Origin of the sequence: Mycetocola manganoxydans, assembly GCF_003667545.1 — a bacterium.
GTDB classification, from domain to species: Bacteria; Actinomycetota; Actinomycetes; order Actinomycetales; family Microbacteriaceae; genus Mycetocola_A; species Mycetocola_A manganoxydans.
Genome location: NZ_RCUV01000011.1, coordinates 12247 through 38456, shown reverse-complemented (window position 1 = coordinate 38456; position 26210 = coordinate 12247). Strand labels below are relative to the sequence as shown.

Annotated in this window: 26 protein-coding genes; 13 read left to right on the top strand and 13 right to left on the bottom strand. The window is 66.2% G+C overall.

What is annotated here, in order from left to right:
* Positions 1-71: 71 nt before the first annotated feature.
* Positions 72-995 carry a J domain-containing protein gene (locus D9V29_RS10580; protein ID WP_121673295.1) on the bottom strand — a complete coding sequence of 308 codons (924 nt, stop codon included), beginning with the start codon at positions 993-995 and terminating at the stop codon, positions 72-74.
* 354 nt (positions 996-1349) lie between these two features.
* Here D9V29_RS10580 and D9V29_RS10575 point away from each other — a divergent pair, with 354 nt between their 5' ends.
* From D9V29_RS10575 to D9V29_RS10560, 4 genes are all read left to right on the top strand, one after another.
* On the top strand, positions 1350-2027 hold the full coding sequence (locus D9V29_RS10575; protein WP_121673294.1) for a response regulator transcription factor: 678 nt from the start codon (positions 1350-1352) through the stop codon (positions 2025-2027).
* On the top strand, positions 2020-3477 hold the full coding sequence (locus tag D9V29_RS10570; RefSeq protein ID WP_121673348.1) for a sensor histidine kinase: 1458 nt from the start codon (positions 2020-2022) through the stop codon (positions 3475-3477). Before D9V29_RS10575 ends, D9V29_RS10570 begins: the two co-directional genes overlap by 8 nt.
* Positions 3478-3554: 77 nt before the next feature.
* Entirely contained in the window at positions 3555-4115 is a 561-nt protein-coding gene (locus D9V29_RS10565; protein WP_121673293.1) for a PepSY domain-containing protein, read from the top strand.
* 308 nt (positions 4116-4423) lie between these two features.
* Positions 4424-4726 carry a hypothetical protein gene (locus tag D9V29_RS10560; protein WP_229790527.1) on the top strand — a complete coding sequence of 101 codons (303 nt, stop codon included), beginning with the start codon at positions 4424-4426 and terminating at the stop codon, positions 4724-4726.
* A 63-nt stretch (positions 4727-4789) separates the two neighbouring features.
* Here D9V29_RS10560 and nhaA read toward each other — a convergent pair whose 3' ends face one another.
* Both nhaA and D9V29_RS14955 read right to left on the bottom strand, forming a co-directional pair.
* Positions 4790-6130 (bottom strand): Na+/H+ antiporter NhaA, encoded by a 1341-nt coding sequence (gene nhaA, locus D9V29_RS10555; protein ID WP_121673292.1) that lies wholly within the window; start codon positions 6128-6130, stop codon positions 4790-4792.
* 97 nt (positions 6131-6227) lie between these two features.
* A complete protein-coding gene (locus D9V29_RS14955) occupies positions 6228-7802 on the bottom strand; it encodes a CYTH and CHAD domain-containing protein (RefSeq protein WP_183084985.1) in 1575 nt (524 codons plus the stop codon).
* Between the two features lie 280 nt (positions 7803-8082).
* Between D9V29_RS14955 and D9V29_RS14950 the strand changes: the two genes are divergently transcribed.
* Positions 8083-8388, top strand: coding sequence for a hypothetical protein (locus D9V29_RS14950; RefSeq protein WP_183084984.1), 306 nt, complete (start codon positions 8083-8085; stop codon positions 8386-8388).
* 277 nt (positions 8389-8665) lie between these two features.
* On the opposite strand, the gene D9V29_RS10545 is transcribed toward D9V29_RS14950, so the two are convergent.
* Positions 8666-10093 carry a lipase maturation factor family protein gene (locus D9V29_RS10545; protein ID WP_121673290.1) on the bottom strand — a complete coding sequence of 476 codons (1428 nt, stop codon included), beginning with the start codon at positions 10091-10093 and terminating at the stop codon, positions 8666-8668.
* Positions 10094-10258: 165 nt separating this feature from the next.
* Between D9V29_RS10545 and D9V29_RS10540 the strand changes: the two genes are divergently transcribed.
* A complete protein-coding gene (locus D9V29_RS10540; protein WP_121673289.1) occupies positions 10259-10807 on the top strand; it encodes a pyridoxamine 5'-phosphate oxidase family protein in 549 nt (182 codons plus the stop codon).
* Between the two features lie 15 nt (positions 10808-10822).
* On the opposite strand, the gene D9V29_RS10535 is transcribed toward D9V29_RS10540, so the two are convergent.
* Positions 10823-11245, bottom strand: coding sequence for a hypothetical protein (locus D9V29_RS10535; protein ID WP_121673288.1), 423 nt, complete (start codon positions 11243-11245; stop codon positions 10823-10825).
* A 104-nt stretch (positions 11246-11349) separates the two neighbouring features.
* Here D9V29_RS10535 and D9V29_RS10530 point away from each other — a divergent pair, with 104 nt between their 5' ends.
* The gene (locus D9V29_RS10530; protein ID WP_121673287.1) at positions 11350-11742 is read left to right on the top strand and encodes a PPOX class F420-dependent oxidoreductase; all 393 of its coding nucleotides are present in this window, start codon (positions 11350-11352) and stop codon (positions 11740-11742) included.
* 91 nt (positions 11743-11833) lie between these two features.
* On the opposite strand, the gene D9V29_RS10525 is transcribed toward D9V29_RS10530, so the two are convergent.
* The 3 genes from D9V29_RS10525 to D9V29_RS10515 form a co-directional block, all read right to left on the bottom strand.
* Positions 11834-12385, bottom strand: coding sequence for a type 1 glutamine amidotransferase domain-containing protein (locus D9V29_RS10525; protein WP_121673286.1), 552 nt, complete (start codon positions 12383-12385; stop codon positions 11834-11836).
* 118 nt (positions 12386-12503) lie between these two features.
* Positions 12504-13106: a DNA alkylation repair protein gene (locus D9V29_RS10520; RefSeq protein ID WP_121673285.1), complete on the bottom strand. Its 603-nt coding sequence runs from the start codon at positions 13104-13106 to the stop codon at positions 12504-12506.
* Positions 13107-13141: 35 nt separating this feature from the next.
* Entirely contained in the window at positions 13142-13639 is a 498-nt protein-coding gene (locus tag D9V29_RS10515; RefSeq protein WP_121673284.1) for a MarR family winged helix-turn-helix transcriptional regulator, read from the bottom strand.
* Between the two features lie 105 nt (positions 13640-13744).
* Here D9V29_RS10515 and D9V29_RS10510 point away from each other — a divergent pair, with 105 nt between their 5' ends.
* Both D9V29_RS10510 and D9V29_RS10505 read left to right on the top strand, forming a co-directional pair.
* On the top strand, positions 13745-14359 hold the full coding sequence (locus D9V29_RS10510; RefSeq protein WP_121673283.1) for an NADPH-dependent F420 reductase: 615 nt from the start codon (positions 13745-13747) through the stop codon (positions 14357-14359).
* A gap of 209 nt (positions 14360-14568) precedes the next feature.
* Positions 14569-16284, top strand: coding sequence for a stealth family protein (locus D9V29_RS10505; RefSeq protein WP_183084983.1), 1716 nt, complete (start codon positions 14569-14571; stop codon positions 16282-16284).
* Between the two features lie 99 nt (positions 16285-16383).
* On the opposite strand, the gene D9V29_RS10500 is transcribed toward D9V29_RS10505, so the two are convergent.
* The gene (locus tag D9V29_RS10500) at positions 16384-17340 is read right to left on the bottom strand and encodes a phosphodiesterase (protein ID WP_121673281.1); all 957 of its coding nucleotides are present in this window, start codon (positions 17338-17340) and stop codon (positions 16384-16386) included.
* 203 nt (positions 17341-17543) lie between these two features.
* Between D9V29_RS10500 and D9V29_RS10495 the strand changes: the two genes are divergently transcribed.
* The 3 genes from D9V29_RS10495 (at position 17544) to D9V29_RS10485 (ending at position 21066) form a co-directional block, all read left to right on the top strand.
* Positions 17544-19010: a phytoene desaturase family protein gene (locus D9V29_RS10495; protein ID WP_121673280.1), complete on the top strand. Its 1467-nt coding sequence runs from the start codon at positions 17544-17546 to the stop codon at positions 19008-19010.
* Positions 19011-19018: 8 nt separating this feature from the next.
* The gene (locus D9V29_RS10490; RefSeq protein ID WP_121673279.1) at positions 19019-19462 is read left to right on the top strand and encodes an SRPBCC family protein; all 444 of its coding nucleotides are present in this window, start codon (positions 19019-19021) and stop codon (positions 19460-19462) included.
* Positions 19463-19695: 233 nt separating this feature from the next.
* Entirely contained in the window at positions 19696-21066 is a 1371-nt protein-coding gene (locus tag D9V29_RS10485; RefSeq protein WP_121673278.1) for an ABC transporter substrate-binding protein, read from the top strand.
* A gap of 229 nt (positions 21067-21295) precedes the next feature.
* Here the strand turns inward: D9V29_RS10485 and D9V29_RS10480 are convergent, their stop codons facing one another.
* From D9V29_RS10480 to D9V29_RS10465, 4 genes are all read right to left on the bottom strand, one after another.
* Positions 21296-22264, bottom strand: a complete 969-nt coding sequence (locus D9V29_RS10480) for a carbohydrate ABC transporter permease (protein ID WP_121673277.1) — start codon at positions 22262-22264, stop codon at positions 21296-21298.
* On the bottom strand, positions 22264-23247 hold the full coding sequence (locus D9V29_RS10475) for a carbohydrate ABC transporter permease (protein WP_121673276.1): 984 nt from the start codon (positions 23245-23247) through the stop codon (positions 22264-22266). Before D9V29_RS10475 ends, D9V29_RS10480 begins: the two co-directional genes overlap by 1 nt.
* Positions 23248-23482: 235 nt before the next feature.
* Positions 23483-24013 carry a bifunctional nuclease family protein gene (locus tag D9V29_RS10470; protein ID WP_121673275.1) on the bottom strand — a complete coding sequence of 177 codons (531 nt, stop codon included), beginning with the start codon at positions 24011-24013 and terminating at the stop codon, positions 23483-23485.
* A 197-nt stretch (positions 24014-24210) separates the two neighbouring features.
* Positions 24211-25740: a DUF7059 domain-containing protein gene (locus D9V29_RS10465; RefSeq protein WP_121673274.1), complete on the bottom strand. Its 1530-nt coding sequence runs from the start codon at positions 25738-25740 to the stop codon at positions 24211-24213.
* Positions 25741-25793: 53 nt separating this feature from the next.
* Between D9V29_RS10465 and D9V29_RS10460 the strand changes: the two genes are divergently transcribed.
* Positions 25794-26165 carry a YccF domain-containing protein gene (locus D9V29_RS10460; protein ID WP_121673273.1) on the top strand — a complete coding sequence of 124 codons (372 nt, stop codon included), beginning with the start codon at positions 25794-25796 and terminating at the stop codon, positions 26163-26165.
* Positions 26166-26210 lie beyond the last annotated feature (45 nt).

Here is a 26210-nt window from a genome sequence, read left to right as displayed (position 1 = left end):
CTCCGTTCGCGATCGCGTGCGTCCTTACGTTAGCGGGAGTGGCGGCATCCGCGGGGCGTCGTCGCATCCGGTCACTCGACGAAACGGATGCCGTTCTGCAGTCGCGTGCGCAGGTCGAAGAGTTCGTTGCCGCCGGCGCGGGTCATGTCCGGGAGGCCGGCGCGGAGGAAGCCGGGCAGGAACGACTCACGGATCGCGAGCGTCGCTGCGCCGCGGCTGCTGCCGAGCTGGACGTACGGCGCCTCGAGTGCGTCGTCGGGGAGCACGATCGCGAGGCCGGTGAACTTCACGCGCAGCGAGCGGCTGAGGACCTTTGCTCGGGCGGCCAGGTTGTGCATGGGCTTTTCGCCGCCGAGCGCTTCACCGATGAGTTCGCCGCGCTTGATTTTGACCGGGGCACCGTAGTCCTCGGAGAGCAGCGCGAACAGTCCCGTCGGGCCGAGCACGACGTGGTCGATTTTCTCGTCGGGTGCACCGGTCGCGACGTCGTGCCAGATCGTGAAGCCGAGGCCGAGCTCGGCGAGGTTCTTCGCGGTCGCCTCCTCGGCGAGGGCGTCGGCGAGGAGGTGCCGCAGTTCGCGCGGGGCTGAGCGCACGAGGGCAGGGTCGTACGGGTCGGCGTCGACACCTCGACCGGTCCACTCGCGCATCAGGCGCAGGTACCGTTCCCGCCGCCAGCCACCCGGGTGGCCGTACGAACGAGCCCGGGGCCGGGAATCCGGTTGCGGCTTCGACGCCGATGCCGCCCAGGTGTGCGGTTCTTCCGGTGCACTCGCTCCGGTCGAACGGCCGCGGTCGTACGCGGCACGGCTCTCGACGGTGCCGACCCGTTCCCACGCCAGCTGCACGGCGGTGAAGCGGGCCGCGTCGCCTCCGGTGTCCGGGTGGGTTTCCCGCATCAGCTTGCGGTACGCGCGACGCAGGTCATCCTGGGCGGCTGTCGGGCTGACGCCGAGGATTTCGTACGGCGTCGCCGAGATCGGGCTGTCTGGCATCCGCTCGCTTTCGGGTGGGGAGTTCTGCAGCTGAAACGATACCGAGGAAATCTGGGAGGCGGGCTGAGAGCGCTGGCCCCTGCGCGTGCAAACCGGGCCGCAGTGCGGTGCCCGCGAAATTCGGGCGGTGAATCGTGGGGTCCAGGCTCTATACGTCGACGGACCCTGCGTTTTACCGCCCGAACTGGCGGCACTCCCGTGCCGAACGCCGGAAAACATGCCGCGAACGGCTCAATTCGGCCCGAATCCGGGCGCTGTGCCCCAAAAATCCGGGATTGAGGGCTGTACCCGGGCCGCCGCCCGCGTCACCACAGCTTCAGCCCTGCTTCAGCCCCGCTCGGGCAGAATGGCGGCATGCGGATACTCGTGGTCGAAGACGAAGCCCGCCTCGCCGACGGCCTGCGCCGCGGACTCGAGGCTGAGGGTTTCGCCGTCGACGTCGCGCCGACAGGGACCGACGGACTGTGGCTTGCCCGCGAGAACACGTACGGGGTGATCCTCCTCGACATCATGCTTCCTGGGATGAGCGGCTACCGGGTGTGCGAAACCCTGCGCGCCGAGAAGAACTGGACGCCCATCCTCATGCTCACCGCAAAGGACGGCGAGTGGGACCAGGTCGAAGCCCTCGACACCGGCGCGGATGACTACCTCACCAAACCGTTCTCGTTCGCGATCTTGCTCGCCCGCGTGCGCGCCCTGCTCCGCCGCGGCGCCGCCGAGCGGCCGGTCGTGATGGAGGCGGGAGACATCAAGGTGGATCCCGCAGCCCGCAAGGTGTGGCGCGGCGACACCCTGATTGACCTGACCAGCCGCGAATTCGCGGTACTCGAGTACCTCATGCGGAACCTCGGCAACGTCGTGTCGAAACGCGAAGTGCTCGACAACGTCTGGGACTTCGATTTCGACGGCGACCCCAACATCGTCGAGGTCTACGTGCGGCACCTGCGCAACAAGCTCGACCGTCCATTCGGGCGCGAGGCGATCGAAACCCTCCGCGGTGCCGGATACCGACTGGCGGCGAACGGTGGCTGAACCCACCCGCCGCCGGATGTCGCTGCGCTCGCGCATCGTCCTCGCCGCCACAGCCGTGGTCGCCGTCGCCCTGCTGCTCGGCGCCGCCGGCTTCGTTCTCCTTTTGCAGCAATCGCTGCGCGACGGCGTTCAGGCAGCCGCGGAGCAGTCTCTCAACGATCTCGTCAGCCGCGTCGAGGCATCCGGTCTCGAGTCGATCTCGACGGATGCTCCGCCGCCCGCCACCCCGGACGACGACGATGACGATGACGACAACGATCCCGATGACGACGATGACGACCCGGTCACTCAGAGCACCGAAGACTTCCTCGCCAATTATGACGATGACGAGGCCTTCTTTCAGGTGATCGACGAGAACGGCACCGTCGTCGCCGCGAGCGAGAACGCGACAGGCATCGGCATACTGGTGCTCCCCACGAACGGTGACGCGCGCACGATCTCACTGCCGGGGGAGTCGGCCCAGTTCGTCACTGTCGGCAGCGAGGCCGACGGCCTCACCATCCTCACCGGCCGCAGCATCGAGTCGATCGGGGAGACGACAGAAACGGTGACGCGCCTTCTCGCCATCGCGCTCCCGGTGCTGCTCGCTTTCGTCGCCCTCACCACGTGGTTCGTGGTGGGGCGTGCCCTCCGCCCCGTCGAACGGATGCGACGCGAAGTCGACGATGTGACATCCGCGAACCTGCACCAGCGAATCGCCGACCCGGGTTCGAGCGACGAGATCGGCCGGCTCGCAGCCACGATGAATCGCATGCTCGACCGGCTCGACGTGTCGCAGAAGGCCCAGCGGCGATTCATCTCGGATGCCTCGCACGAACTGAAATCACCGCTCGCGTCGATGAGGCAATACGCCGAGGTGGCGCAGGCCCATCCGGACCGGGTCGGCGTCAGCGACCTCTCGGAGGTCGTTCTCGACGAGGGCGCCCGACTGGAGCGGCTCGTGCAGGGGATGCTCGTGCTCGCCAAGGCTGACGAGCATTCGCTGGCCCCCACCCGTACCGCCGTGGACCTCGACGACCTCGTTCTCGCCGAAGCACGCCGGCTGAAAGACATGACGCCGCACGCCATCGACACCTCAGCGGTCGGGCCGGCGCGGGTGCTCGGCGACGTCGGCCTGCTCGGGCAGGCGCTGCGCAACGTCGCCGACAATGCCGCTCGCCACGCGGCCGGGCGCGTGCGGTTCGAGCTGTCCGAATCCGGCGGCCAGGTACTGCTCGCGATCTCAGACGACGGCAACGGGATTCCGGACGACGCCAGGGAGCGCGTGTTCGAACGCTTCGTCCGCCTCGATGAGGCTCGTGCCCGCGAATCCGGCGGCAGCGGCCTCGGCCTGTCGATCGTGCGTGAAATCGCCCAGGCCCATGGCGGCTCGGTCATTGCCATCGCGGGCGAGCTGGGTGGCGCGCGATTCGAAATGCGGATGCCGGCGGCATCCGATTCGGGTTCCTGAAGAAGCCTTCAGGAGGCTTCAGGCTGGCTTCAGCGAGTGCTTGGGAGAGTGGAGTTCAACGCCACAAGGAGGCTCTCGTGAAGAAGAAGAACGTCATTATCGGATCCGCAATCGCCGCAGTTCTCGTGCTCGGAGGCACGGGCGTCGCTGTTGCTGTCACCGAACCATTCGACAACGACGACCAGCTCACCGGCTCGGCCCTGGAGCGCGCGTCGAAGGCCGCTCTCGCCGAGGTCGGCTCAGGCAAGGTCACCGACTCTGAGGCCGACGACAACGGCTACGAGGTCGAGGTCACCCTCGACAACGGACGCCAGGTCGACGTCGATCTCGACGACAACTTCGCCGTCGTGCGGGTCGACAAGGACGACGACGGCTCGGACGACAACGGGTCGGATTCCGACAACGTTGATGACGCCGACGACAGGCCGCTGACCGACACCGAGCGCGCCAGTGCTGAGAAGGCAGCGCTTGCCGCTGTTCCCGGCACCGTGGTCGAGATCGACCGCAGCGACGACGCGGACCACGCGTACGAGGTCGAGGTTCGCCGCGAGGACGGCACCGAGGCTGAGGTCGAGCTCGACGAGAAGTTCGCCGTCGTGCAGATCGACGAAAACGGGTCGGACGACGACAACAACTAGATTCTCTGCACAGAAGGGGCCGGGCGCACTGCGCTCGGCCCCTTTTGCGTGCCTCCGTCGAGAGGGCTCGTGCGTTCGGGCGGTAAATCGAGGGGTCGAGGCGCTATACGTCGACGGACCCCCTGTCTCTCCGCCCGAATTCGAACCACTGAGCCAAAACGGCGTTCGGAGGCGCAGAAAACGGCCGCATCTGAGCCCGAATGCAGCCGAAAACCGGGGCTGCGCGGCCGATTCCCCGAAGTTGCAGACGCGACCGCGCAAAACGCAAGGGGCTTCTCGACTTTCCGGCCCCGGCTTAGCCTCAAGAAATGAGCGACGAGACATTGAACCCGCCGGGAACCGTCCCGAGCGGAGACCCCGTGACCAAACCACGCACCGACGGCGACCTCACCGACCAGGAGCAGACCGGCAAGGACATGTCCTACAGCCCGTCGAGCGGGCAGGAGACCGAGGAACGCCAGCAGTCCTCCGACTCGGAAGCGTTCAACGACAGCGACATCGACCAGGACAACGTCAACCTGCTGCCCGGAACCGGTGGCCCGGACGACGTCGGCGACATCGACGTGGACCCGGGCGAGATCGACCTCGAGGGCAACGCCGGCATCAGCTGACCGGTTCATACACACACAGACGCCGGACGCCCACTGGGCGTCCGGCGTCAGTGCGTTCGAGTGTCAGTTCCCGCGCTGGTAGACGTCCGGGATGCCGTCGGCGTCGGCATCCACGCTCTCCTCAAGCTCGAGCTTGCGGTAGCGCCGGTTGCGGCTCAACAGCAGAATGGACGCCAGCACCGCGGCGAGGACGGATGCCACGAGGATGCCGACCTTCGCGTGATCGTTCTCGATCGCGCCGAGCCCGAAGCTGAGTTCGGCCACGAGCAGCGACACAGTGAAGCCGATTCCGGCGAGCAGGCTGATGCCGATGATGTCGATCCACTTGAGCGATGCGTCGAGTCGCGCTTTCGTGAACCGGCTCATCACCCACGTCGTCGCAACGATTCCGATCGGCTTGCCGAGCACGAGCGCGACGATGATGCCGATCGTGACGGGGTCGGTGAGCGCGGAGGTAAAGCCCTCCCAACCGCCGATCGCCACGCCAGCGGCCATGAACGCGAAGACCGGCACGGCGAACCCGGCCGAGATCGGGCGGAACCGGTGCTCGAAGATTTCGGCGAGCCCGGGGCCGGCGGTGGGCCCACCGCTTGCGGCGCTGCGCAGCACCGGAACGGCGAAGCCGAGGACGACACCGGCGATGGTCGCGTGCACTCCGGACGCGTGCAGGAATCCCCACGCGATCAGGCCGAGTGGCAGAAGGATGTACCAGGCGGCGCTTGCGTGCAGTCCGAAGAACCGGCGGTAGCGGTGGGCGAGGACCCAGTAGATCGCAACCGGAATCACGAACAGCATGAGCGGCAGCACGTTGATCTCGTCCGTGTAGAACACGGCGATGATCGCGATGGCGAGCAGATCGTCGACGACAGCGAGGGTCAGCAGGAAGATCCGCAGCGCGCTCGGCAGGTGCGATCCGATGATCGCGAGAACGGCGACCGCAAAGGCGATGTCCGTCGCCGTCGGGATGGCCCAGCCACGCATCGCCTCTGCGTTGCCGAAGTTGATCGCGACGTAGATGAGGGCGGGCACGAGGACCCCACCAGCGGCGGCGGCCACAGGAATGATGGCCTTGCTGAACTGGCTGAGGTCGCCGGCGACGAACTCGCGCTTGAGCTCGAGTCCGACGAGGAAGAAGAAGATGGCGAGCAGTCCGTCAGCGGCCCACGCGCCCAGGCTCAGCTTGAGGTGCCAGGGCTCGTACCCGATTTCGAAGTCGCGGATTGCGAAATACGTGTCAGCCGCCGGCGAGTTAGCCCAGATGACGGCGCCAATCGCGGCAACGACGAGCAGGAGCCCACCGACGGTCTCCTTGCGGAGAATCGAGCCGATGCGCAGCGCTTCGGAGTAACTGCCGCGACCGATCAGATTGCGGTCGGACGAGTTTTTGGGCGGAGTAGTTGCCATGGGGCTCCCTCGTGTGCGGTCGACAAGACTGTGCCGACCAGACTTCCCGGCTCACCGCCCCCAACTCTACAGGCGCGATCTGGACGGTTCGCGGGGGTCAGGACAGGTCGATCTTTCGGATACCCTCCAGCGCACTCGTCGATGCTGCGAGCGCTGCGGCGCCGTTTCGGCCGCTCAATTCCGCGAGCGCTGTGTAGACGGCGGTCTTCTCGCCCTTCGCTTCGGCCCTGGTGGCGGTGCGTACGAGGTGTCCACCGAAGAGGATGCTGTCGCGATGGTCCCCGAGCGTGTCCTGGACGCGCTCCCCGGCTGAGGCGGCAGACGCGGAGGGGCCGAGGTTTGCCGCCTCTGCAGCTTCGGCGGCGTAGCGCAGACGCCGGCCGGCCTTGCGGACGTCGTGCAGTTGGGACTCGAGATCCCCACCCTCCGTGGTGACGGCATCCGCTCGTTTCCGGACCCGCCGAACCTCGCGGGCGAGAACCTTTCTGATGAGCTTCTTGCCGCCGTTTTTGGCGCTCTTTTTGCCGCTCGTCTTTGCGCGATCGGAGAGCGGGGGGTGCGCGACGAACGCGTCGAGGTCGTCGAGCAGGCGGAAGTATTCCGGCGACGTCAACACCGAGCGGAGCTTCTTGTGGGCCGTGGCGTAACGGCGCTGGACGTCGTCGATGAGGCGGGCGCGGGCATCCGTCTCGGGTTTGCCGAGTTCGTCGAGGAGGGTCTCGGCGTGGAGGGCGCTCACTTCGAGGTCGCGGGCGTTGCCGAGCGCGGTGCCGAGGTCGGCGAGACGCTCACGAAGGTCGTCGGTGACCTCGCGGTCGAACAGCGAGCGGTACGCGGCGAGCACGCTCCGAAGCCGGCGCACGAGGGTTCGCATGCGGTGCACGGCATCCGGTTCGTCGGCCCGCGCGGCGGGGTCGGTGTGTTCGAGGGCGTGCACGATGTCACTGATCGCCGCAACGACAACGGATGCCGCGTCGCTCGCCTGGCGGCCCTTCTTCGGCTCGTCGGGGTCTTCGGGCACCACTTGGGTGAGAGAGTCGGCGCCGAGCGCCCGGGCGATCTTGGCGATGCTCGACGACGGGTGGGCGCCGGCCGGTGCGATGAGGGCCTCGATCGAGTCGAGCAGGGCGGTGCGTCCCTCCTCGGTGTCTGGCGCGGCGTCGAGAAGCTCGACCTCCCACTCGCGCCAACTGCGCTCACCGCCGTTGCGGACATCCGTCGCCGTCACCTCGTCGTCGGCGATTTCGACGATGCCGTTGCCGGTGGCATCCAGCAGGTGGATCGCGGTGCGGGTCGTCGAGATGCGGGCGAGGGGAGTGAGCTCGCGGTCACGTACCCAGGCTCGGATCGGTTCGAGAAGGGTCGCAGGCACCTTTCCGGTATCCCGGCCGAGCGGCCAGTGCATCTCGGTGCGCCCCTCAGCCGCAGGTTTCTTGATGTGCCAGCCCGCGTCGCCGCCGCCCGTGCGCCTGCGGACGACGATGCGCCGCACCGAGAGGTCGAGGTTCTCGGTGTCGTAGTAGACGGCCTCGAGCTGCACCGGTTCATGAGTGACGACGGATGCCACTCCGGCTGCCGCGCTCAGGTCCGGGACTCGCGCCCCCTCTTCCACGTCGTACTTGCGCTCGATCTCGCTCTGGGAGTGGCCGGGCTCCGGCGTGTTCGTCGTCATGCTTCCATTGTCCGGGGTGCGGTGCGCCGGCGGCCACCCCTGCGGGCGCGGTGCCTGGCCCGCTCGGTCGGTTTTGGTCGCTCCGCCCCGCTGCTCGGTCACTTTCGGTTGCTCCCGAGCCCAAACTCCAGCCAGAATCGCCCACGCAACGCCCGTGGCATCCGCGCGGCCTTTTCTCGGTCGGTTTCGGCTATTCGATCCGACTGGCCAACGGATGCCACGGCCCGGCCGCCGCGTCAAGGCCTCGCCCGGGTGCGCGACCGCGGCGTAGCCTCGCGGCATGACCTCCAACGATGCAGGCAACTTCGGTCGCGACAACAACCCGCTCAGCGACGACCCCATCAACACCGTCGACAGTTCGGCGGCCGGCGTCCAGTCCCACGTTCCCGGTGAGGACAACTCGGACGCGTCCGTCGGCGGGATCGCCCCCGGCGGCACCGCGCTCGACCACGCCGGCGACTCCCGCGGACCGGCCGAGGAAGGTCTCTCGAACGCGGGTGACTCCGTGGACGACGCCGGCTTCGGCGCCGACGAAGGCATCGGCGATGGCAACGGCAATGCGGGCCAGGAGTCCGACGGCAGCTGACCCCGCTCGGTCTCTTGTGGCTGCTCCCGCGCCCTCGCTCCAACCACAATCGACCACGCAAGACCGCGGCATCCGCGGCCGACCCCGCTCGGGCACTTGTGGCTGCTCCCGCGCCCAATCTCCAGCCGAAACCGACCACGCAACGCGCTCGACGCCATCGGCGCCGACACCGGGCGCCGCTCGGTCACTTGTGGCTGCTCGCGCGCCCAAACTCCAGCCGAAACCGCCCGAGCAACGCGGAGACATCCGGTGCACATCGCGCGCAGCAACGGATGCCTCACCGCGGCAGTGCGACCGGCGCCAGGAGCGTGCCCGCGGGCGTGCGCACCCACCACGCCCCGGTTTCGCGGTGCTCCGCCCAGGTGGAGTAGCGGTATCGGAACGCGCGGGCGCGGATCCAGCGCGGCGGGCCATCCGGGAACGGGTTCGCGTCCAGCAACCGAAGCGTGCGGCCGTCACCCTCAAGCAGCTTGACGACGAGCATCTGGAACCACCGCGAATCGGGTGACCCGAGCGCAAGGAACCACATCAGCCAGTCGAGGCGCAAGTGGTACGGAGCGACCTGGGGCGGCATCCGCCTGACGTCGCCAGGCTTTCCCTTGAACTCGTACGGAATCCACTCCGACGACGGCCCCGGTCGCTCATCGGCACAACCCTCGACGATCACCTCGATCCGCACCTTCGTGACGGTGCCGAACACCCCGTACGCGTTGACCAGGTGGTACCGGTTGAAGCTCGCGTTCATCAGCTGGTGCCTGGCGAACAGGTTGGCGAGCGGCCGCCAGCTCAGCACGAGGAGGAACGCAATCACGGCGATCACCACCACGTCGAACCACAGCGGCGTCGGCGGAAACGCGGTATCGAACCCGAGCCAGGGCAGCAGCATCCGCATCGTTTCGTCGTCGATCGCGCAGAACGCGAGCACGATCGTGATCCAGTTGAGCCACGCGAAATTCCCGGTGACCACGAGCCACAACTGGGTCAGGATGATGAGGATCGCCGCAACGGATGCCACGGGCTGCGGCGCGAACAGAAAGAACGGCACCACGAGCTGCGCGAAGTGGCTGCCGAGAACTTCGGCCCGGTGGAACCACTTCGGCAGATGGTGAGCGAACCAACTGATGGGATTCGGCATCGGCTGGGTTTCGTGGTGATACATGAGCGCGGTGAGGTCACGCCATTCCCGGCCGCCTCGCATCTTGATCATGCCGGCGCCGAATTCCAACCGGAACACGAGCCAACGCAGGAACAGGATCGTCAGCAGCGGCGGCGAAACCTGGTTGGAACCGAGGAACGCGACGATGAACCCGGCCTCGAGCAGCAGGCTCTCCCAGCCGAAACCGTAGAACGTCTGGCCGATATTGACGATGGAGAGGTAGGCGGCCCAGATCAGGAGGAATGCGAGCATCGGCAACCAAAGCGGACCGGACTGTGGCAGACCGACGATGAGGGTCGCCGAGATGCCGGCACCGATCGCGGCGACGGCGAGGAGCCGGTCGTCGCTGTAACCCCAGTGGAACAGGCTCGGCGATTGCTTGAACGAGACCCGGCGCAGGAACCAGGGCGCCGGCGACAGTCCGCGTTCCCCGAGCAGTACCGGAAACTGGTTCGCGGCCGAGATGAACGCGATCAGATACAGCGCAGCGATGCCCCGTTGCAGAACCTCACGGGCCAGCTCGTAGTCTCCAGCGGCGAACCACTCCATCACGGAGCCGACGTTAGACCCGCTCCGCCTCCCGGGCAACGGGTGGACACGATCGTCGGCGCAACGAACTGTCAACCCGGTAGAGAGCGACGGATGCCCCGGCGTACGTTTCAAGAACCGTCCGGCCTTCCATGCCGCGCGGGCGACACCGAAAAGGAGACACTCATGACCTTCAGTGACGACGAGATCGCAACCCCCGCAACCACCACCGCCCAGACGGACACCTTCATCCCCGCCGATGACGACGACATGAAGACGATCGCCGCGCTCGTGAAGTCGGCGAAGATCGCCCTTCTCACCACGATCACCACCGACGGGCACCTGCACAGCCGCCCGCTCGCTACCCAGGAGGTCGATTTCGACGGCGACCTCTGGTTCTTTACCCAGGACCCGAGCTCGAAGGTCGACGACATCCACGCCAACCCACAGGTGAATGCGGCGTTCGAGTCCGGGAAGGGCTACCTCTCGGTCGCCGGAACGGCCTCCATCGTCCACGATCGTGCCAAGGTCGACGAGCTCTGGACGCCCTCCGTCGAGGCGTGGTTCCCTGACGGCAAGGAGGACCCGACCGTGGCATTGATCAAGATCACCGCGGAGTCCGCCGAATATTGGGCCTCCAACGAGCCCGGCGTGGTGACGGCGTTCAAGATCGCGAAAGCAGTCGTCACCCGCTCGCAGCCGGATGTCGGCGAGAACAAGTCGGTGGACCTCTAACCTGAGTCATTCGGCTCACACCAGATAGTCGTCGGCGGCGAGCCACCGCACGCCGCGCTTGTGGCTGAGCAACTGTGCCCGCACTGAGATGCCTTCAGTTGTGCAGGCATGGTGCAGGTGCCGTGCCCATGCGGCGTCGACTTCGGTGAGCGACTCGCTCGCGTAGCGCTCCCAGACGACGATCACCTGAGCGGCTCCGGCCGCGTCGACGATCTCCCTGATCGCCGCTGCGAGTTGCCTGGCGTTACCGCCGCCGGGCGACTCCGGGTAGTCGGCCATCGGCATGATCAGGGGCAGCTGGATGTTCTCGTGGTCGAGGAAGAGCAGCCACAGCTGCCGTCTGCAGGCCCGGCCGATGAGATCCGAGACCCGCTGCTCGATGAGGTCGTTCGAGGTGAGCGGTACGTTTGCCGCCGTTTCGGCGCTGATGTTCGTCATGCGATCCATGGTGATGACGCGCCGGGGCGCGTGCCGCGGCATCCATCATCTGTGGAAAAACGGATGCCTGTGGACAAGTCGCGCAAGATCGCTTAAATGGAAACATGACCGCAACGATCCCCGATCACCTGCTGCACCTCATCACGAATCCGAACTTCGGAAGCCTCGCCACGGTGCGCCCGGACAACACCGCACAAGTGAACCCGATGTGGTTCGAGTACGACGGCGAGAACCTGATGTTCACGCACACCTCGACGCGAGCGAAGTTCCGCAATCTGCAGAAGAACCCGTCGATGGCGATGTCGGTCTTCGACCCGGAGAACCCTCACAGCTTCATCGAGCTGCGTGGCGAACTCGCCGAGGTGAGGGCCGATCCGACCGGGTCCTTCTACGTGCGACTCGGCAAGCGCTACGGCAACGCGGCACAAATCGCGCCGCCGGACAGCGCCGACCGGGTGATCCTCGTCATGCGCATCACGAAGGTCGTGGGCCGATAACGAACGCCGCGCGGGTTAAACAGCGTTGCGCGGGTGACGAATCACCCGCGCAACGCAACAAGACCCGCGCAGCGCACGCGGGCACAAGAAACTACGGCGTCTGGCCCTCGTGCTCGCCCTCGCCGATCTCCTCGACGAGTTTCGCGTTGAACGCGGGCAGGTCATCCGGCGTGCGGCTCGACACGAGTCCGCTGTCGACAACGACCTCTTCGTCGACCCAGTTGGCGCCGGCGTTGACGAGGTCGGTCTTGAGGCTCGGGTAGCTCGTGAGCTCACGGCCCCTCACGACGTCGGCCTCGATGAGCAGCCACGCACCGTGGCAGATCACGCCGACGGGCTTGTGGTCCTCGAAGAACGAGTGGGCGAGCTTGACGGAGTCCGCGTCCATCCGCAGGTGGTCGGCGTTCACCACACCACCGGGCAGGACGAGAGCATCGAAGTTGTTCGACGTGGCCTCAGCGGCACGAATGTCGACCTGCTGCGTGTGCCCGTTCTTGCCCGTGAGGGTTCCGAGTTCGGGGGCGACGAGAACGGCGCTCGCACCGGCATCCGTCACCGCCTGCCAGGGGCTCGTGAGTTCGGAGTCCTCGAAGCCGTCCGTGAGGAGGAAGGCGACCTTCTTGCCTGAAAGCGTTTCTGACATGTTGCTCCTTTCGATTCCTCCACGCTACGCGCGGCGCCCGCCGGGCGACGGGGCCTTGACGCGTCGGGCAGTGAGCTACTAACCGCCCTGAACGGATGCCGTCGGCCCGCTCGACTCGTCAGCTCGCGAGCGCGTCGAGCACCGTATCGATCGCTTCGCTGACGATCTCGCTCGAATACGGTTCGGCGAGAATTCCCCGGGCCTGGCGGGCGAACCGGCTTGGGTCACCCGTCCCAGCCCGCAATGCCCGCAAAGGGGCGAGGATCGCTGCACGGCGCAACCACACATTGTTCTCGGAGATCCAGCGGTCGAGCGCCGCCTGGGTCCGGCTGCGGCCGGCATCGTCGAGCCGCTCCATCATCGGGCCGACGACGTCCGTCGCGAGGGGGTCCACGAGGGACCGCACCCGGCCGTCTCGAAGAAAGCCCTCGATGCGGGTGAGGTCGGAGTTGTCGAGCATGCCCACGTGTGTCTGCAGCAGCACAACCGCCGCGAGCCGCCGCTCGAAGACGGGAACGCTCCACAGTTCGCTCGCGAGCGCGGTGATCTCGTCGCGGCTCATCCCGCGGAACTTGCGCGACGCATCCCGCACCGTGCCCCGGACGGCGCCGACGGATGCCCCGTATGACGCCAGTCCGCTCGCCTCGCGGTCGTCGGCGGGCGGGGTCCACGCGGTTTCGCGCTGCAGGGCAGCGTCGATGAACTCGCCGGCCTCGCTCATTCCACCATTCTCGCGCTCAACCGGTCGAGGAAGGGTCAGGCGCCTGGCTCCGCCATGACGGCCGGGTTGAACCGGCGTTCCGGGTCGATCGTGCCGAGCATCCGCCCCATGATCCGGTCGAGGTCCGCGATGTCTGAGTCGGAAAGCGGATCGATGACGTTCTCACGCACCGTCGTGACATGGCCGGGAGCCGTCTCGACGACTTTCGCGACGCCGGCATCCGTGAGTCGCGCGTTGGTGGCGCGACGATCTTCGGCGCACGCGACGCGCTCGATGAATCCCCGCTTCTCCAGGCGCGAGACGACATGGGAAAGACGGGGGAGTGTCGCGTTCGTCGCCGAGGCAAGACCCGTCATCCGCAGCGTGCGGTCGGGCGCCTCAGACAGCATGGCAAGCACGAAGTACTCGAAGTGACTGAGTTCGGCGTCACGTTGCAGCTGAGAGTCGAGCACCCCGGGCAGCAACTCGACCACGGCGACGAATTTCTTCCACGCCTGCAGTTCGTCGGGAGAGAGCCAGCGCACGTCAGTCATGACCCCAGTCTAGCAATACTTGACGCTACAACCAATAGGGGCTACCGTTAGTTGTAACAACAACTAATCGGGTGACCAGGCCCGGAGAATCACAGGAGAGTTCACATGACGAACGTCACCATCATCGGAGCCGGCAACATGGGCTCGGCCATCGCCACCATCGCAACAACCGGCGGGCACTCGGTCCAGGTCCTCGCCCGCGACGCCGCCAAGGCCGCGGTCAACGCCCAGGTCACCGCGGGGACGGTCGGCGACGCCATCACGGGCGACGTCGTCGTGCTTGCTGTTCCCTACCCGGCCGTCGCGGAGCTGCTCGGCACCTACGCCGGCCAGCTTGACGGCAAGGTCCTTGTCGACCTGACCAACCCGCTCGACTTCGCCACCTTCGACAGCCTCGTCGTTCCGGCGGATGGCTCAGCGGCCAGTGAAATCGCCGCCCAGGTCCCCGAAGCATCCGTCGTGAAGGCGTTCAACACCACCTTCGCCGGCACCCTCGCGAGCGGCACCGTCGGTGACGAGAAGACGACGGTCCTCCTCGCGGGTGACGACGCCGACGCCAAGGCGACCCTCGCCGCGATCATCGAAAGCGGCAACCTGCAGGCCGTCGACGCCGGTTCGCTCAAGCGCGCCCGCGAGCTCGAGTCGATCGGTTTCCTCCAGCTGACCCTTGCCGCCGGAGAAAAAATCTCCTGGACCGCCGGCTTCGCCCTCATCAAGTAACCTTCCCGATCACGAACGCGAAAGCCCCGATCCGCCCCGGCGGGCCGGGGCTTTCGTGCTGCCCTCCTACCACGGAGCGATCGACGATCTCTCATGTTCAGGCGTCGACCGTACAATGAGCAAGCGGCGCCGATCTTCATCGCACCGCTGGCGCTCAGCGACGCGCATCTCACGCCCCGAGGGGCGACCATTCGGGAAGGGTGGCGAACATGACATCAGTTAATAAGCATCACGCAACACAGACAGAGGCATCCGTTGATGCATTCCGTCGTGCCGACCCGATCACCGCGTCGATGCCGATCATCAGTGACACCCCCGAACTCGTGCTGCTCGCGAACGGCTCGCGCGCCAACCGCTTCACCCGTGACGACGTCGTGCTCCGCAAGGGCGAATACACGCTCATCAACGGTCACCTCACCCCGCGTGAGTCGATGATCACCGACCTGCTCTCCCTCCGCGGCATCCTCGAACGCAACAGCATCCCGTACCTTCTTGTCCGTGGCAGCGGCGACACCCTCGTGCTCGCCGTCGACCGCAAGTGCCGCAAAGAACTCGACGCCGCCTTCGCAGACGCCTACGGCAACGAGCCCTTCTACGCCAAGCGCCTCGACCCGGAGGCCATCAACTCAGGAAAACGATCGAAGCGAGCGGATGCTCCGTCGGCGCTCCTCGCGGACGGAGCGTTGGTGACGTTCCGCAAGGCATCCGTTTTCCGCCTCTACCGGCCGCGGATCGAGCCGATCGGGCGCCTCCGTTACGGCCCGGACACAGCCGTGCAGCTGGAGCTCTGGAAGTTCGGCGAGGACGAGATCACCGCACCAGTCGAAAACGCCCTGATGCGCCGATGGTTGCCGCGATCTGAAGCGCTCGAGGACACGGTCGAGATGTTCGGCCAGACCTGGCCGACCCTGCAGAACATGTTCGCCGACCTCGCGAGTGACGTCAGTTTCGACATCGACATGGTGTTCTCCTGGGTCGACGGATCGAGCGCCGAGTTCCAGCGCGCCCGCGCCAAGCGCATGCAGAGTTACGTCGTCGGGGACGGGGACGACTCCGAGGCCCGGTTCCGCCAGATCAACGAGCTGAAGTACGCGCTGCGCAGCGTGTACATGTTCGCCCCGTGGGTGCGACGCATCTTCATCGTGACCGATTCGCCCCGCCCCGAGTGGCTCGCGGAGCATCCGTCGGTCACGCTCGTGAGAAGCGAGGACCACTTCGCGGACACGAGCGTTCTGCCGATCCACAACTCGCACGCCGTCGAGGCACAGCTGCACCACATCGATGGGCTCGCCGAGCACTTCCTCTACTCGAACGACGACATGTTCTTCGGTCGCCCGGTGCCACCGGATGTGTTCTTCTCGCCGGGCGGCATCACGAAGTTCGTCGAGGCGTCCACCCGGATCGGCCTCGGCGAGAGCGACCCGTCACGCAGTGGCTACGAGAACGCGGCCCGGGTCAACCGGAATCTGCTGCGTGAGCGTTTCGGCAAGGTGACCACCAGGCACCTCGAGCACTCGGCAGCCCCGATGCGCAGGAGTGTGCTGCAAGAGCTCGAGAACGAATTCCCCGAGGACTTCAAGCGCACCGCGGCGAGCCGATTCCGCTCGGCGACGGACATCTCGGTCACGAACTCGCTGTACCACTACTACGCGCTCATGACGGGGCGCGCGGTCGTGCAGACCAACGCCAGGGTGAAGTACATCGAGACGACGCTCAAATCGGCATTGCCGTCAATGGAGCGCCTGCTCAAACGCCGCGACCAGGACATGTTCTGCCTGAATGACGGCTCGAAGCCGGAGATCTCGGTCGAGGAGCGCACCCAGGCGGTCACCGAGTTCCTCGAGCACTACTTCCCGTTCCCCGCGCCGTGGGAGACCGAAGTCGCCGTCCACGGAGCCGACGTCTCGGCGACCGACGTCGGCTAGGGCCGCTCCTTCGGGGCGGCGTTTTCACCCGTCGCGGACGGATTCACCCGTTACGCCGGGTGTATTCGTCCGCAGGGAGTGAAAACGCGCTCGAGCGGGTCAGATCAGGACCGGGATCGACTCCGTCGGCGGCGAGTGCGACTCCGCCGGGTCGATGTCGATCTGCACGAAACCGTTCGAGTCGTCGAAGCGCACGCCAAGGGCGTCGAGCCGGCGAGCGCTCTCGTCTGCGTCGATGTAGTCGAGCGTCGGGAAGCTGCCGAGCGGCACCACCGAGTGCAGCACCGTGTTCGGGTAGACATGCACGAGATTGAACGCACGGGCTCCGTCGCGACCGCGGGTCCCGCCGACCGGAACCGTGAGGTCCTGGGTGTAGCAGGTAGCGGATGCCACGGACACCGGGATTCCGGCGAAGGTGGCGGTCGACGAGTAGTGCAGGTGACCGGCGAGGATGCTGCGCACGTCGGTACCCTCGAGCACCTCGGCGAGGTCCTTCTGGTCGCGGAGCTCGACACTCGCCGCGAGGTCGAGCACGCTCGGGACCGGCGGGTGGTGCATGGCGAGGATCGTGCCGTCGGGGGCGGGAACAGACAATTCCTCGGCGAGCCAGTCGAGCTGGTCGCTCGTCACTTCGCCGTAGTGGTGTCCGGGCACGCTCGTGTCGAGCGTGATGATGCGAAGCCCGTTGACGTCGTACACCCGGTCGACCGGGCGCTGCGTCGGGACCTCGTTGAACAGCCCGGCGCGGAACGCCTCGCGATTGTCATGGTTGCCCATGACCCAGATGACGCGAGCACCGAGGCGGCTCGCGGCCGGGTCGACGATCCGTCGCAGTCGTTCGTATGCCTCCGGTTCGCCGCGGTCGGCGAGGTCACCGGTGAAGATGATGGCTTCGGGGTGGCCCCCTGACGCCTCGAGCTCGGTGAAAACCTGCCTGAGGTGCGTCTCGCTGTCGACCTGGCCGTAGAGCTTGTTGCCTCCGGCAAGCAGGTGCGTGTCGCTGATGTGAAGTATGAAGTGATCCGGCCTGGGGTACTCAGCCGTGCGCGTAGTCAAAATCCGTCCAATCGGGCTTGGCGGTGCAGCTTCTTCGGTAACACCCTAGTTCGCGGTTCCTATTTGAACAGATGAATTTGAACGTTTCGTGAATGTCGGGTGTCAGATCGATAGGCAACAGAGGACATCCGCGGTGCCGAGGCATCGGCGAACGCCGTCAAGGGGGTCGTTCGCCGATGTGGGCGGCTGCCATACTTCGGGTGATGACTTCGCCAGATGCAATCGTGATCGGGTCCGGCCCGAACGGCCTCGCCGCCGCCGTGACCCTCGCCCGCGCCGGGGTCTCGGTGCGCGTATACGAGCGCGAAGACACTATCGGCGGGGGTTCCAGGACCTCAGAGGTCACCCTGCCCGGCTTCCACCACGACGTGTGTTCTGCCGTGCATCCGATGGCCTATGCATCGGAGTTCTTCCAGCGTTTCGGCCTCACCGACCGGCTCGATTTCGTCACCCCGGAGCTCTCCTACGGCCATCCGCTCGACGGCGGTCGCGCCGGCCTCGCCTGGCGTTCACTGGATCGCACCGTCGATGGCCTCGGCGACGACGGCCGGGCGTGGCGGAATCTTCTGCAACCCCTCGCGGAGCACGCGGATGCCGTGGGGCAATTCACGTCGACGTCGCTGTTTCGTGTGCCGAAGCATCCGTTCACTCTCGCGAAATTCGGGTTGCGTGCGCTTGAGCAGGGCAGCCCGCTGTGGAATGCCCGGTGGAAGGGTGACGTCGCCCCCGCGATGCTCACCGGTGTGCTCGCCCACGCGATCCGCCCGCTGCCGAGTTTCTCACCCACCGCCGCAGGCCTCGTGCTCGCCACCCACGCCCATGCCTACGGCTGGCCGATCCCGGTCGGCGGGAGCCAGGGCATCGTCGACGTGATGGCGGCGGATGTCGTCGCCCACGGCGGGGAGATCATCACCGGCCACGAGGTCACAAGTCTCCGCGAACTGCCGCCGAGCCGCGCGGTCATGTTCGACACGAGCGCCCGCGGCCTCGAGCGCATCGCAGGCAACCGGCTCCCGGCGACGTACGCCAAAGCCCTGTCCCGGTTCAGTTACGGCAACGCCGTCGCGAAGGTCGATTTCGCCCTGTCCGGTCCCGTCCCCTGGTCAAACGCTGATCTTGCCGCAACCGGCACACTCCACCTCGGTGGAACCCGCGCCGAGATCGCGCAAGCCGAACAAGACGTCGCGCAGGGCAGGCATCCCGAGAACCCGTATGTCCTCGTCTCACAACCGAGCACATTCGACCCGAGTCGCGCCCCAGAGGGCAAACACACGCTGTGGGCGTACACCCACGTGCCAGCGGGCTCGACCGAGGACCGCACCGAGGCGATCACGCGCCAGATCGAACGGTTCGCACCCGGATTCCGCGACGTCATCCTCGCGTCGGCGTCCAAGACGGCTGTCGAATACGAGCGCTACAACCCGAACTACATCGGTGGCGACATCATGGCCGGCGACGTCGACATCCGTCAACTTCTCGCCCGCCCCGTCGTGTCACTCCAGCCGTGGCGAACACCGCTCGACGGGGTCTACCTGTGCTCGTCATCGACCCCGCCTGGCCCTGGCGTACACGGCCTGCCCGGCTGGAACGCCGCCCTTCTCGCCCTCAAGGACGTCTTCGGCATGACGACAGCCCCGTCGCTCGCCCCCGATTCCGTATCGCAACCGTAGGAGAAGCCATGTCCGTCAACTTCCGGTTCATCGAGGCAACGCCCGACGAAGTCTTCGCCGTGCTCGCGAACGGCTGGCTCTATCCGAGTTGGGTCGTCGGTGCCTCCCGCATGCGCGATGTCGACGACGCCTGGCCAGGCGAAGGTTCGCGAATCTTCCACTCCTTCGGTGTCTGGCCGTTCCTCATCAACGACACGACCTCCGTGCTCGAGTGGGACCCTCCCCGTCACATGAAGATCAAGGCGCGCGGCTGGCCGATCGGTGAGGCCCACGTCACTCTCGATGTGAAACCGCGCAGGGACGGATGCGTCGTCCGCATCGGTGAGGACGCCGTTCGCGGCCCCGGCCGGTTCATCCCCGCACCGCTCCGGCAGTCGATGCTCCACGCCCGCAACATCGAAACGCTCCAGCGGCTCGCCTACCTCGCCGAGGGTGGCGCGACCGCCAACTGAGGGTCGTCGAGCCCGCCGATTCTCCATTCGATGCCGTTCGCGGCAGCGAGCGCGGCCGTGTGATGTTCCCGGAGCCGGCGAACAACGCTTTGAGACGCTTCGCAACCCCTTGTTTCGTCGAGCGCCTGCGGCTTACCGTCCAACCGTGAGCGGATTGCCCGGTCGTACGGGATTTTCTGCGGAGCCGGGCGACAACCGTGTCGTCTGTCACCTGATTTCTAAGGGGCACCTCGATGTACAGCAAGAAGAAAGGTCTGCTGGCCGCGACCGCGGCGGCATCCGTTTTCGCTCTGACCGCGTGCGGAGGCGGTGGCGCCGGCGGGGGAGAAGGAGTGTCGTTCAGTGACAGTCCCTCCGGCAGTCTGACCGCATGGGGTTTCGACAACGCCGATGAGGTCGGCACATCGAGGCTCGACTACGCCGAAGAACAGTTGAGCGACATCGACATCGACATCGACCAGACCGCGTTCGACGCGCAGAAGTTCACGACACGCGTTGCAAGCGGCAACGTGCCGGACGTCGTGCAGATGGACCGGCAGTTCGTGGGAACCTATGCAGCACAGGGCCTCATCGAGCCCCTCGACGAGTGCTTCGCGGCGCACGGTGTCGACCCGGACGAGCAGTACTACGAGTCGGTCATGGATGACGTGGACTGGGACGACAAGGTCTGGGCGGTTCCACAGTTCTATCAGCCGCCGGCGATCATGCTGAACAAGCGAGTGATGGATGCGGCCGGCGTCACGAACGAGGACATCGACACCTCGAAACCAGACGTTCTGCTCGACGCAGTCAGCAAGATGTACGCGGAAAGCGGCGGTAACCCGAGCGTTCTCGGCTTCGACTCGGTCGGAGTCAACCAGGCCGGTCTGTGGATGCTCGGCTATGGCGGAGAGCTGATGGACGACGACGGTGTTCCGACCCTCGATGACCCGAAGAACGCCGAGGCGATCAACTACCTCAAGCTCCTGTTCGACGCCCAGGGCGGTTACGCGAAGTACAAGAGCTTCACGGACTCCTTCGACACCTTCGGTGACAACAACCCGTACGTCGCCGACCAGGTCGGCGCCCAGGTCAACGCGCAGTGGTACGTGAACGTTCTGACCCCGTACGTCGACCAGGTCGAGATCGAAGCGGTACCGTTCCGTGACATGGAGGGCGAGCCCTTCACCGTTGCGAGCGGAACAGCGTTCGTGATTCCCGCTGGTGCCAAGAACGCGGATGCCGCGTGCGCGTGGGCAATCAACCTCACCTCCCAGGACGCGTGGATGGCGGCCGGCCAGGCTCGAGCCCAGACGATTTCCGACACCCCCGGTGCGATCAACACCGGCCTCTTCACCGGTTCACCGGCCGCCGATGAGGCGATCCGGGCAGAGTTCGTCACGGAGAGCGGCAACGCCGGATTCGACCAGACCATCTCGACCTTCTACGAGGTCGTGGGCGAAGGCGAGTCCTACGGGGCATCACCCGCCGGTCAGGAGATCCAGACAGAACTGAAGAACGCGGTGACGTCAGCTCTCCTCGGGGACAAGTCGACGGAAGAGGCTCTCGCCGACGCCCAGGAGGCGGCGATGCGAGCGTACGACTCAGCGACAGAGGGGCAGTAGGCCCCGGGTAGCAAAGACGGTGGCGGGCGGTCCCATGCGGGGCCGCCCGCCACTGTTTGCGCACCTGCATGGGCGGTGCGCTGTGGGTGGATGGTACGTGCATGCGCGGTGCGTGCGCCGCAGCATCCGCCCCCCTGAGAGCACGAATTCACCCACTTCGGACCAGAACACCCGGCACGCCGAGTGAATCCCACCGCAACGAGTGAAAACGCGGATGCCGCTCCGCCGCTCAGCCCTTGCGGCCCTGCGTCGCGACTCCCTCGATGAAGTAGCGCTGCCCGAACGCGAAGATCAGCAGCATCGGGATCGTGATGAGCAGGGACGCGACCATGACGTACTGGTAGTCGCCCTGCCCGCCCGCTGTCGGGCTGTACTTCGTCATCGCGTACGCGATACCGAGCGGTGCGGTGAACCCTTCGACGGATCCGGCGTTGAGGTAGATCAGCGCGGCCTGCAGGTTGTTCCAGCTGGCCTGGAACTCGAACACGAACACGATGATGAACGATGGGATCGACAGGGGCATCGCGATCCGGCGGAACAGTCCCCAGTAGCTCGCGCCGTCGATGCGCGCCGCTTCGAACAGTTCACGGGGCAAACCGAGGAAGAATTGCCGCTGTAGGAAGATGTAGAACGCCGACCCGAACAGATTGGCGCCCCACAGGGGCGCCCACGTTCCGATGAGTCCGAGTTCCTTCCAGATGAGGTACTGCGGCAGCATCGTCACGGCACCCGGGAGCATCATCGTCGCGAGCACGAGGCCGAACAGCAGGTTGCGTGCCGGGAACTTGAAGTACGCGAACCCGAACGCGACCACGGAACTCGAGACGGCGACGGCCGTCGCCGCGAGCAGGGCGATCGCGATGCTGTTGAACATCCAGCTGATGAGCGGCAGCTGGTTCCAGACCTCGACGTAGTTCTCCGGTACGAGCGTGCGCGGCCACAGCGCGTTGTCGAAGACCTGGCCGCGCGGCTTGAGACTCGCGGCGAGGAGCCAGACGAACGGGTACATGAACAGCAACGAGAACCCGATGAGACCGATCCACAGGAAGATCTTGCCGATCACGCTCTTCGGCTTGTACCAGCGGTCCGGTTTGCGGGAGGGCAGGTTCTGGCGAGGCGGCGGACCCGTGACCGCCTGCTCGCCGATGACCTGGCCCCGCAGCTTCAGGGCTTCAGATGAAGACTCGGTGACGCTCATCAGCGATCATCTCCCTCGTAGTACACGAACCGGTTTCCGAACTTCATCTGGATGAAGGTGATCAGCATGATGATCATGAAGAGAAGCCACGCCATCGCGGCGGCGAATCCGAAGTTGAACTGCCGGAATGCCTGCTGGAAGAGGTACACCGCGTAGAACAGCGATGACTCCGGTGACGAGTTCGATTGATCTCGCCAGAACAGGAGGTAGGCCTGGTCGAAGATCTGGAATGCAGCGATGGTGAGCACGATCACGTTGAAGAAGATCGCGCTCGAAATCATCGGGACAGTGATGGTGAAGAACTGCCGCACCGGCCCCGCCCCGTCGAGCGACGCCACCTCGTACAGGTCCCGCGGCACGTTCTTAAGCGCCGCGAGGAAGATCACCATGGTTCCGCTGACCGTCCACAGAGTCATCAAAACGATCGAGGGTTTCACCCACGCGGGGTCGACGAGCCACTGCGGCCCCTCGATGCCGATGACCGACAGCCCCCGGTTGATCGCGCCGGTGTTGCCGTTCAGGAGCAGGAGAAAGACGGATGCCGTCGCGACCGTCGGCGTCATCTTCGGCAGGTAGTAGACGGTACGGAAGAACCCGGCACCCTTGCCGACGCGGGCAAGAAGCATGGCGAGGAAGAGCGCGAAGGCGACCTCCAGCGGAACCGCCATGAGGGCGTAGACGAGGGTGTTTCCCAGCGCAAGCGCTACCTTCGGGTCCTCGAAGAGCCGCTCATAGTTGGCGAACCCCACCGGCGTCGCCGTGTTTCTCGCGAGGTTGTAGTTGCTGAACGAGATCACGAGGCTGTAGATCATCGCGCCAAGGGTGAAGACAAGGAACCCGATCACCCACGGAGCGATGAAGAGGTACCCGGCGATCGCTTCGCGCTTGTTGTATTTCGCGGCGAACCCGGTTTTCTTCTTCCTCCTGGGGGGCAACGATCGCGGCGCTGCTGCTTCGGCGTCCCGCTCGGCGTGGGTCGTCATGATGCTTCTTCTCGCGTGAAGCGCCGGTCACCGATGTTGTATTCGCGCATCGCCATATCCCCTTTGTGAGGACCGCTGCTTTCCACCAGCGGTGCCGAAATGTGGCATCAGCGCCACAGGGGGAATATAGAACTGGGGGACAAGTGCCACAAGACGCTTGGCAAGCGTTGCTATCTGGCTATGATGCGGTTCTCTGTGGGCTGGTGGGCTCGTGGGCGGGCCCTTCAGCGGCGCGTCAGCCCTGGAAGTCCTCAGGGTCGACCTCGTCGAGGAATCTGCGGAAGTCAGCGACCCGCTCCTCCTCATCGGGCGCATCGGCCGTCTCGCCGCCGGTACCCGAGGCATCCGTCACCGTGCTCTCCTCGGCGATGCCCGCTTCCTCGAGAACGCCGTCGTTGACCCAGATCGACGCCTCGGTGCGGGCGGCGATGGCGATGGCGTCCGAGGGACGGCAATCGAGAACGATCACGCCCTCCCGCGTGTGGAGCGTCAGTTCGGCATAGAACGTGCCGTCATCGATTCTGGTGATCTCGACGCGCTCGACACTCGCGTGGAGGGTCTCCATGAGCGTCTTCATCAGGTCGTGGGACAGCGGCCGGGGCGCCTCGTTCCCCTCAACGGCGATGAGAATCGACGTCGCCTCCTGCGCGCCGATCCAGATCGGGAGAACAAGCCCGACCCCCGGAACTGCGTCGATCGGCTTCAACAAAATGAGGGGCTGCCCACGTGAGTCCAGCGCGACGCCGACGATATGGACCTGAACCACGGCAACCTCCCCTGAGGTGGTGACATCCGCGCAAACGGATCTTGTCTCCCATCGTAAGCAGCTCAACAAGCTCCTTCGCGAGAAAGACAGCTTCGGTTCTGGATGCCGCGCCGAGCTTGCGCAGAATCGCCGGATGAGCAGTTCGGTTCCGGCGGCTTAGACGGCGGATGGGTGCTTAGGCGGGCACTGCCGAACGCCTACTGCTCAGGCGGAAGCAGGAACCCGTCGTCGATGAGGGCGCGGACGCGCGGGAGCAGTTCGGCGAGGAGTTCCTGGTAGTCGGCGTCGAGCAACTGGGCGATCGCAGCGACGACCGCGCTGATCGGCAGGTCGCCGTCGCACGCGCCGACGAGGGCGGCGAGGCCGGTGTCCATCCTCACGGTGCGGCCGAGGCCTCCGCCCTGGCGCAGCATCATCGCGGTCGGATGCTCCGCACCGGGCCAGTAGTGCCGCTCTTCGGTGACGTCGGCGGCGACCGAGACATGTGCCAGCGCGAGGTCCTCGTCGGAGAGGGCGGCTTGCCAGTCACGACCGGCGAGGACCGACTCGAGGTGGACGCCGAGCCCCGATTCGTTCGCGCCGAGAGAGCCGTGCATCCGTTCGAGCCGTCGGAGGGACGGGTCGCCCGCCAGCGGCATCCGCAACGTGACGTAGCCGAACCCGACCGAGGTGACCCGCCTGGCGGCGAAGTCGTCGAGCCACGCGGCGTACAGTCGGTCGAATTCAGGGGTGCCTGAGCGGGTGCCGCCGTCGCGGATCCAGGTTTCGGCGTATTCGGCGGGGTCCTGAACGTCTCGCTCGATCACCCAGGCGTCGAGGCCGGTGCCGTCGATCCAGCCGCCGACGCGACGGAAGGCGTCCTGGCCGACCCGGTACTCCCAGTTGCCCAGCAACTGGGCGACACCACCGGGGTGCAGGTGGGCCGCGGCGCCGCGGATCACCGCTTCGACGAGCGCGTCACCCTCCATACCGCCGTCGCGATACTCGTACGCCGGGACGCCCTCGGTTCGTGGCGTGATGACGAACGGCGGATTCGAGACGATCTGGTCGAACCGCTCACCCCGCACCGGTTCGAACAGGTCCCCGTGGCGAAACTCGATGTTGTGGATGCCGTTCAACTCGGCGTTGAGCCGCGCGAGCACGAGGGCGCGCTCGGAGATGTCGGTCGCGACGACGGATGCCGCGTGGCGCGCCGCGTGCATCGCCTGAATTCCGCAGCCGGTCCCGAGATCGAGCACCGTGCCCACCGGGGTCTGCATCATCAGTCCGCTGAGCGTCATCGACGCGCCGCCGACGCCCAGCACGTGGTCTTCGCCGATCGGACGACCGAGCGCCAGCTCGCCGAGGTCCGACACGACCCACCAACTGCCGGCACCGTTGGCGTCGACGAAACTGTACGGGCGCAGGTCGAGCAGGGGAGTGACCTGCCCTTCGTCGAGCGCGACCAGTTTCAGCGCCAGGGCGCCCTCCGTCGTGAGCGTCGGCAGGGCGGCGGCGAGTTCGTCGGCAGGCACCGGCAGTCCGAGCACGAACAGCCGGGCGAGTGTTGCGGCTGCCTCGACTTCGTTCTCCTCACGGCGAGCGGCGAGCGCACGCAACGCGGGAATTCTCTCGTTGCGGTGCAGCGCGGCATCCGCTTCGTCGCCCCATAGTCCGGTGATCGTTGTCACCGTGAATCGGGCGGAGTCGAGGTCGGATCGGAGGCGTTGCACCAGCTCAGAAGTCACCCGAACAGTCTGGCATCCCTCCGTTCAGGCGCGGGTGCCAGACTGGGCGCATCATGAAGACACTGCTGAACATCATCTGGGTCGTGCTGTCGGGGTTCTGGCTCTTCGTCGGGTACATGATCGCCGCCGCGATCATGTGCATCCTCATCGTGACGATCCCGTGGGGCATCGCCGCTGCCCGCATCGGCGTGTATTCGCTGTGGCCGTTCGGCAAGGAGGTCGTGGACCGCCCGACCGCCGGTGTCGGCTCCGCGATCGGCAACGTCATCTGGGTGCTGCTCGCCGGCTGGTGGATCGCCCTCGGCCACGTCGTCAGCGGCGTCGCGCTCTGCGTGACCATCATTGGCATCCCGTTCGGCTGGGCGAACTTCAAGATGGTGCCCATCGCGCTCCTTCCGCTCGGGAAGCAGATCGTCGACGGCTGACGGATGCCGCGGGGCACGCTGTCAGCGGCACCTGAGACCATGGGT

Excerpts from the sequence above, each read along its gene's own strand:
- D9V29_RS10495 (WP_121673280.1), top strand. The coding sequence starts at position 17,544 with ATGACTTCGCCAGATGCAATCGTGATCGGGTCCGGCCCGAACGGCCTC.
- D9V29_RS10510 (WP_121673283.1), top strand. The coding sequence starts at position 13,745 with ATGACGAACGTCACCATCATCGGAGCCGGCAACATGGGCTCGGCCATC.
- D9V29_RS10525 (WP_121673286.1), bottom strand. The coding sequence starts at position 12,385 with ATGTCAGAAACGCTTTCAGGCAAGAAGGTCGCCTTCCTCCTCACGGAC.
- D9V29_RS14955 (WP_183084985.1), bottom strand. The coding sequence starts at position 7,802 with ATGACGACGAACACGCCGGAGCCCGGCCACTCCCAGAGCGAGATCGAG.
- D9V29_RS10545 (WP_121673290.1), bottom strand. The coding sequence starts at position 10,093 with ATGGAGTGGTTCGCCGCTGGAGACTACGAGCTGGCCCGTGAGGTTCTG.
- D9V29_RS10480 (WP_121673277.1), bottom strand. The coding sequence starts at position 22,264 with ATGAGCGTCACCGAGTCTTCATCTGAAGCCCTGAAGCTGCGGGGCCAG.
- D9V29_RS10515 (WP_121673284.1), bottom strand. The coding sequence starts at position 13,639 with ATGACTGACGTGCGCTGGCTCTCTCCCGACGAACTGCAGGCGTGGAAG.
- D9V29_RS10520 (WP_121673285.1), bottom strand. The coding sequence starts at position 13,106 with ATGAGCGAGGCCGGCGAGTTCATCGACGCTGCCCTGCAGCGCGAAACC.
- nhaA (WP_121673292.1), bottom strand. The coding sequence starts at position 6,130 with ATGGCAACTACTCCGCCCAAAAACTCGTCCGACCGCAATCTGATCGGT.
- D9V29_RS10460 (WP_121673273.1), top strand. The coding sequence starts at position 25,794 with ATGAAGACACTGCTGAACATCATCTGGGTCGTGCTGTCGGGGTTCTGG.
- D9V29_RS10535 (WP_121673288.1), bottom strand. The coding sequence starts at position 11,245 with ATGACGAACATCAGCGCCGAAACGGCGGCAAACGTACCGCTCACCTCG.
- D9V29_RS10485 (WP_121673278.1), top strand. The coding sequence starts at position 19,696 with ATGTACAGCAAGAAGAAAGGTCTGCTGGCCGCGACCGCGGCGGCATCC.
- D9V29_RS10540 (WP_121673289.1), top strand. The coding sequence starts at position 10,259 with ATGACCTTCAGTGACGACGAGATCGCAACCCCCGCAACCACCACCGCC.
- D9V29_RS10505 (WP_183084983.1), top strand. The coding sequence starts at position 14,569 with ATGACATCAGTTAATAAGCATCACGCAACACAGACAGAGGCATCCGTT.
- D9V29_RS10530 (WP_121673287.1), top strand. The coding sequence starts at position 11,350 with ATGACCGCAACGATCCCCGATCACCTGCTGCACCTCATCACGAATCCG.
- D9V29_RS10490 (WP_121673279.1), top strand. The coding sequence starts at position 19,019 with ATGTCCGTCAACTTCCGGTTCATCGAGGCAACGCCCGACGAAGTCTTC.
- D9V29_RS10580 (WP_121673295.1), bottom strand. The coding sequence starts at position 995 with ATGCCAGACAGCCCGATCTCGGCGACGCCGTACGAAATCCTCGGCGTC.
- D9V29_RS10575 (WP_121673294.1), top strand. The coding sequence starts at position 1,350 with ATGCGGATACTCGTGGTCGAAGACGAAGCCCGCCTCGCCGACGGCCTG.
- D9V29_RS10560 (WP_229790527.1), top strand. The coding sequence starts at position 4,424 with ATGAGCGACGAGACATTGAACCCGCCGGGAACCGTCCCGAGCGGAGAC.
- D9V29_RS14950 (WP_183084984.1), top strand. The coding sequence starts at position 8,083 with ATGACCTCCAACGATGCAGGCAACTTCGGTCGCGACAACAACCCGCTC.
- D9V29_RS10475 (WP_121673276.1), bottom strand. The coding sequence starts at position 23,247 with ATGACGACCCACGCCGAGCGGGACGCCGAAGCAGCAGCGCCGCGATCG.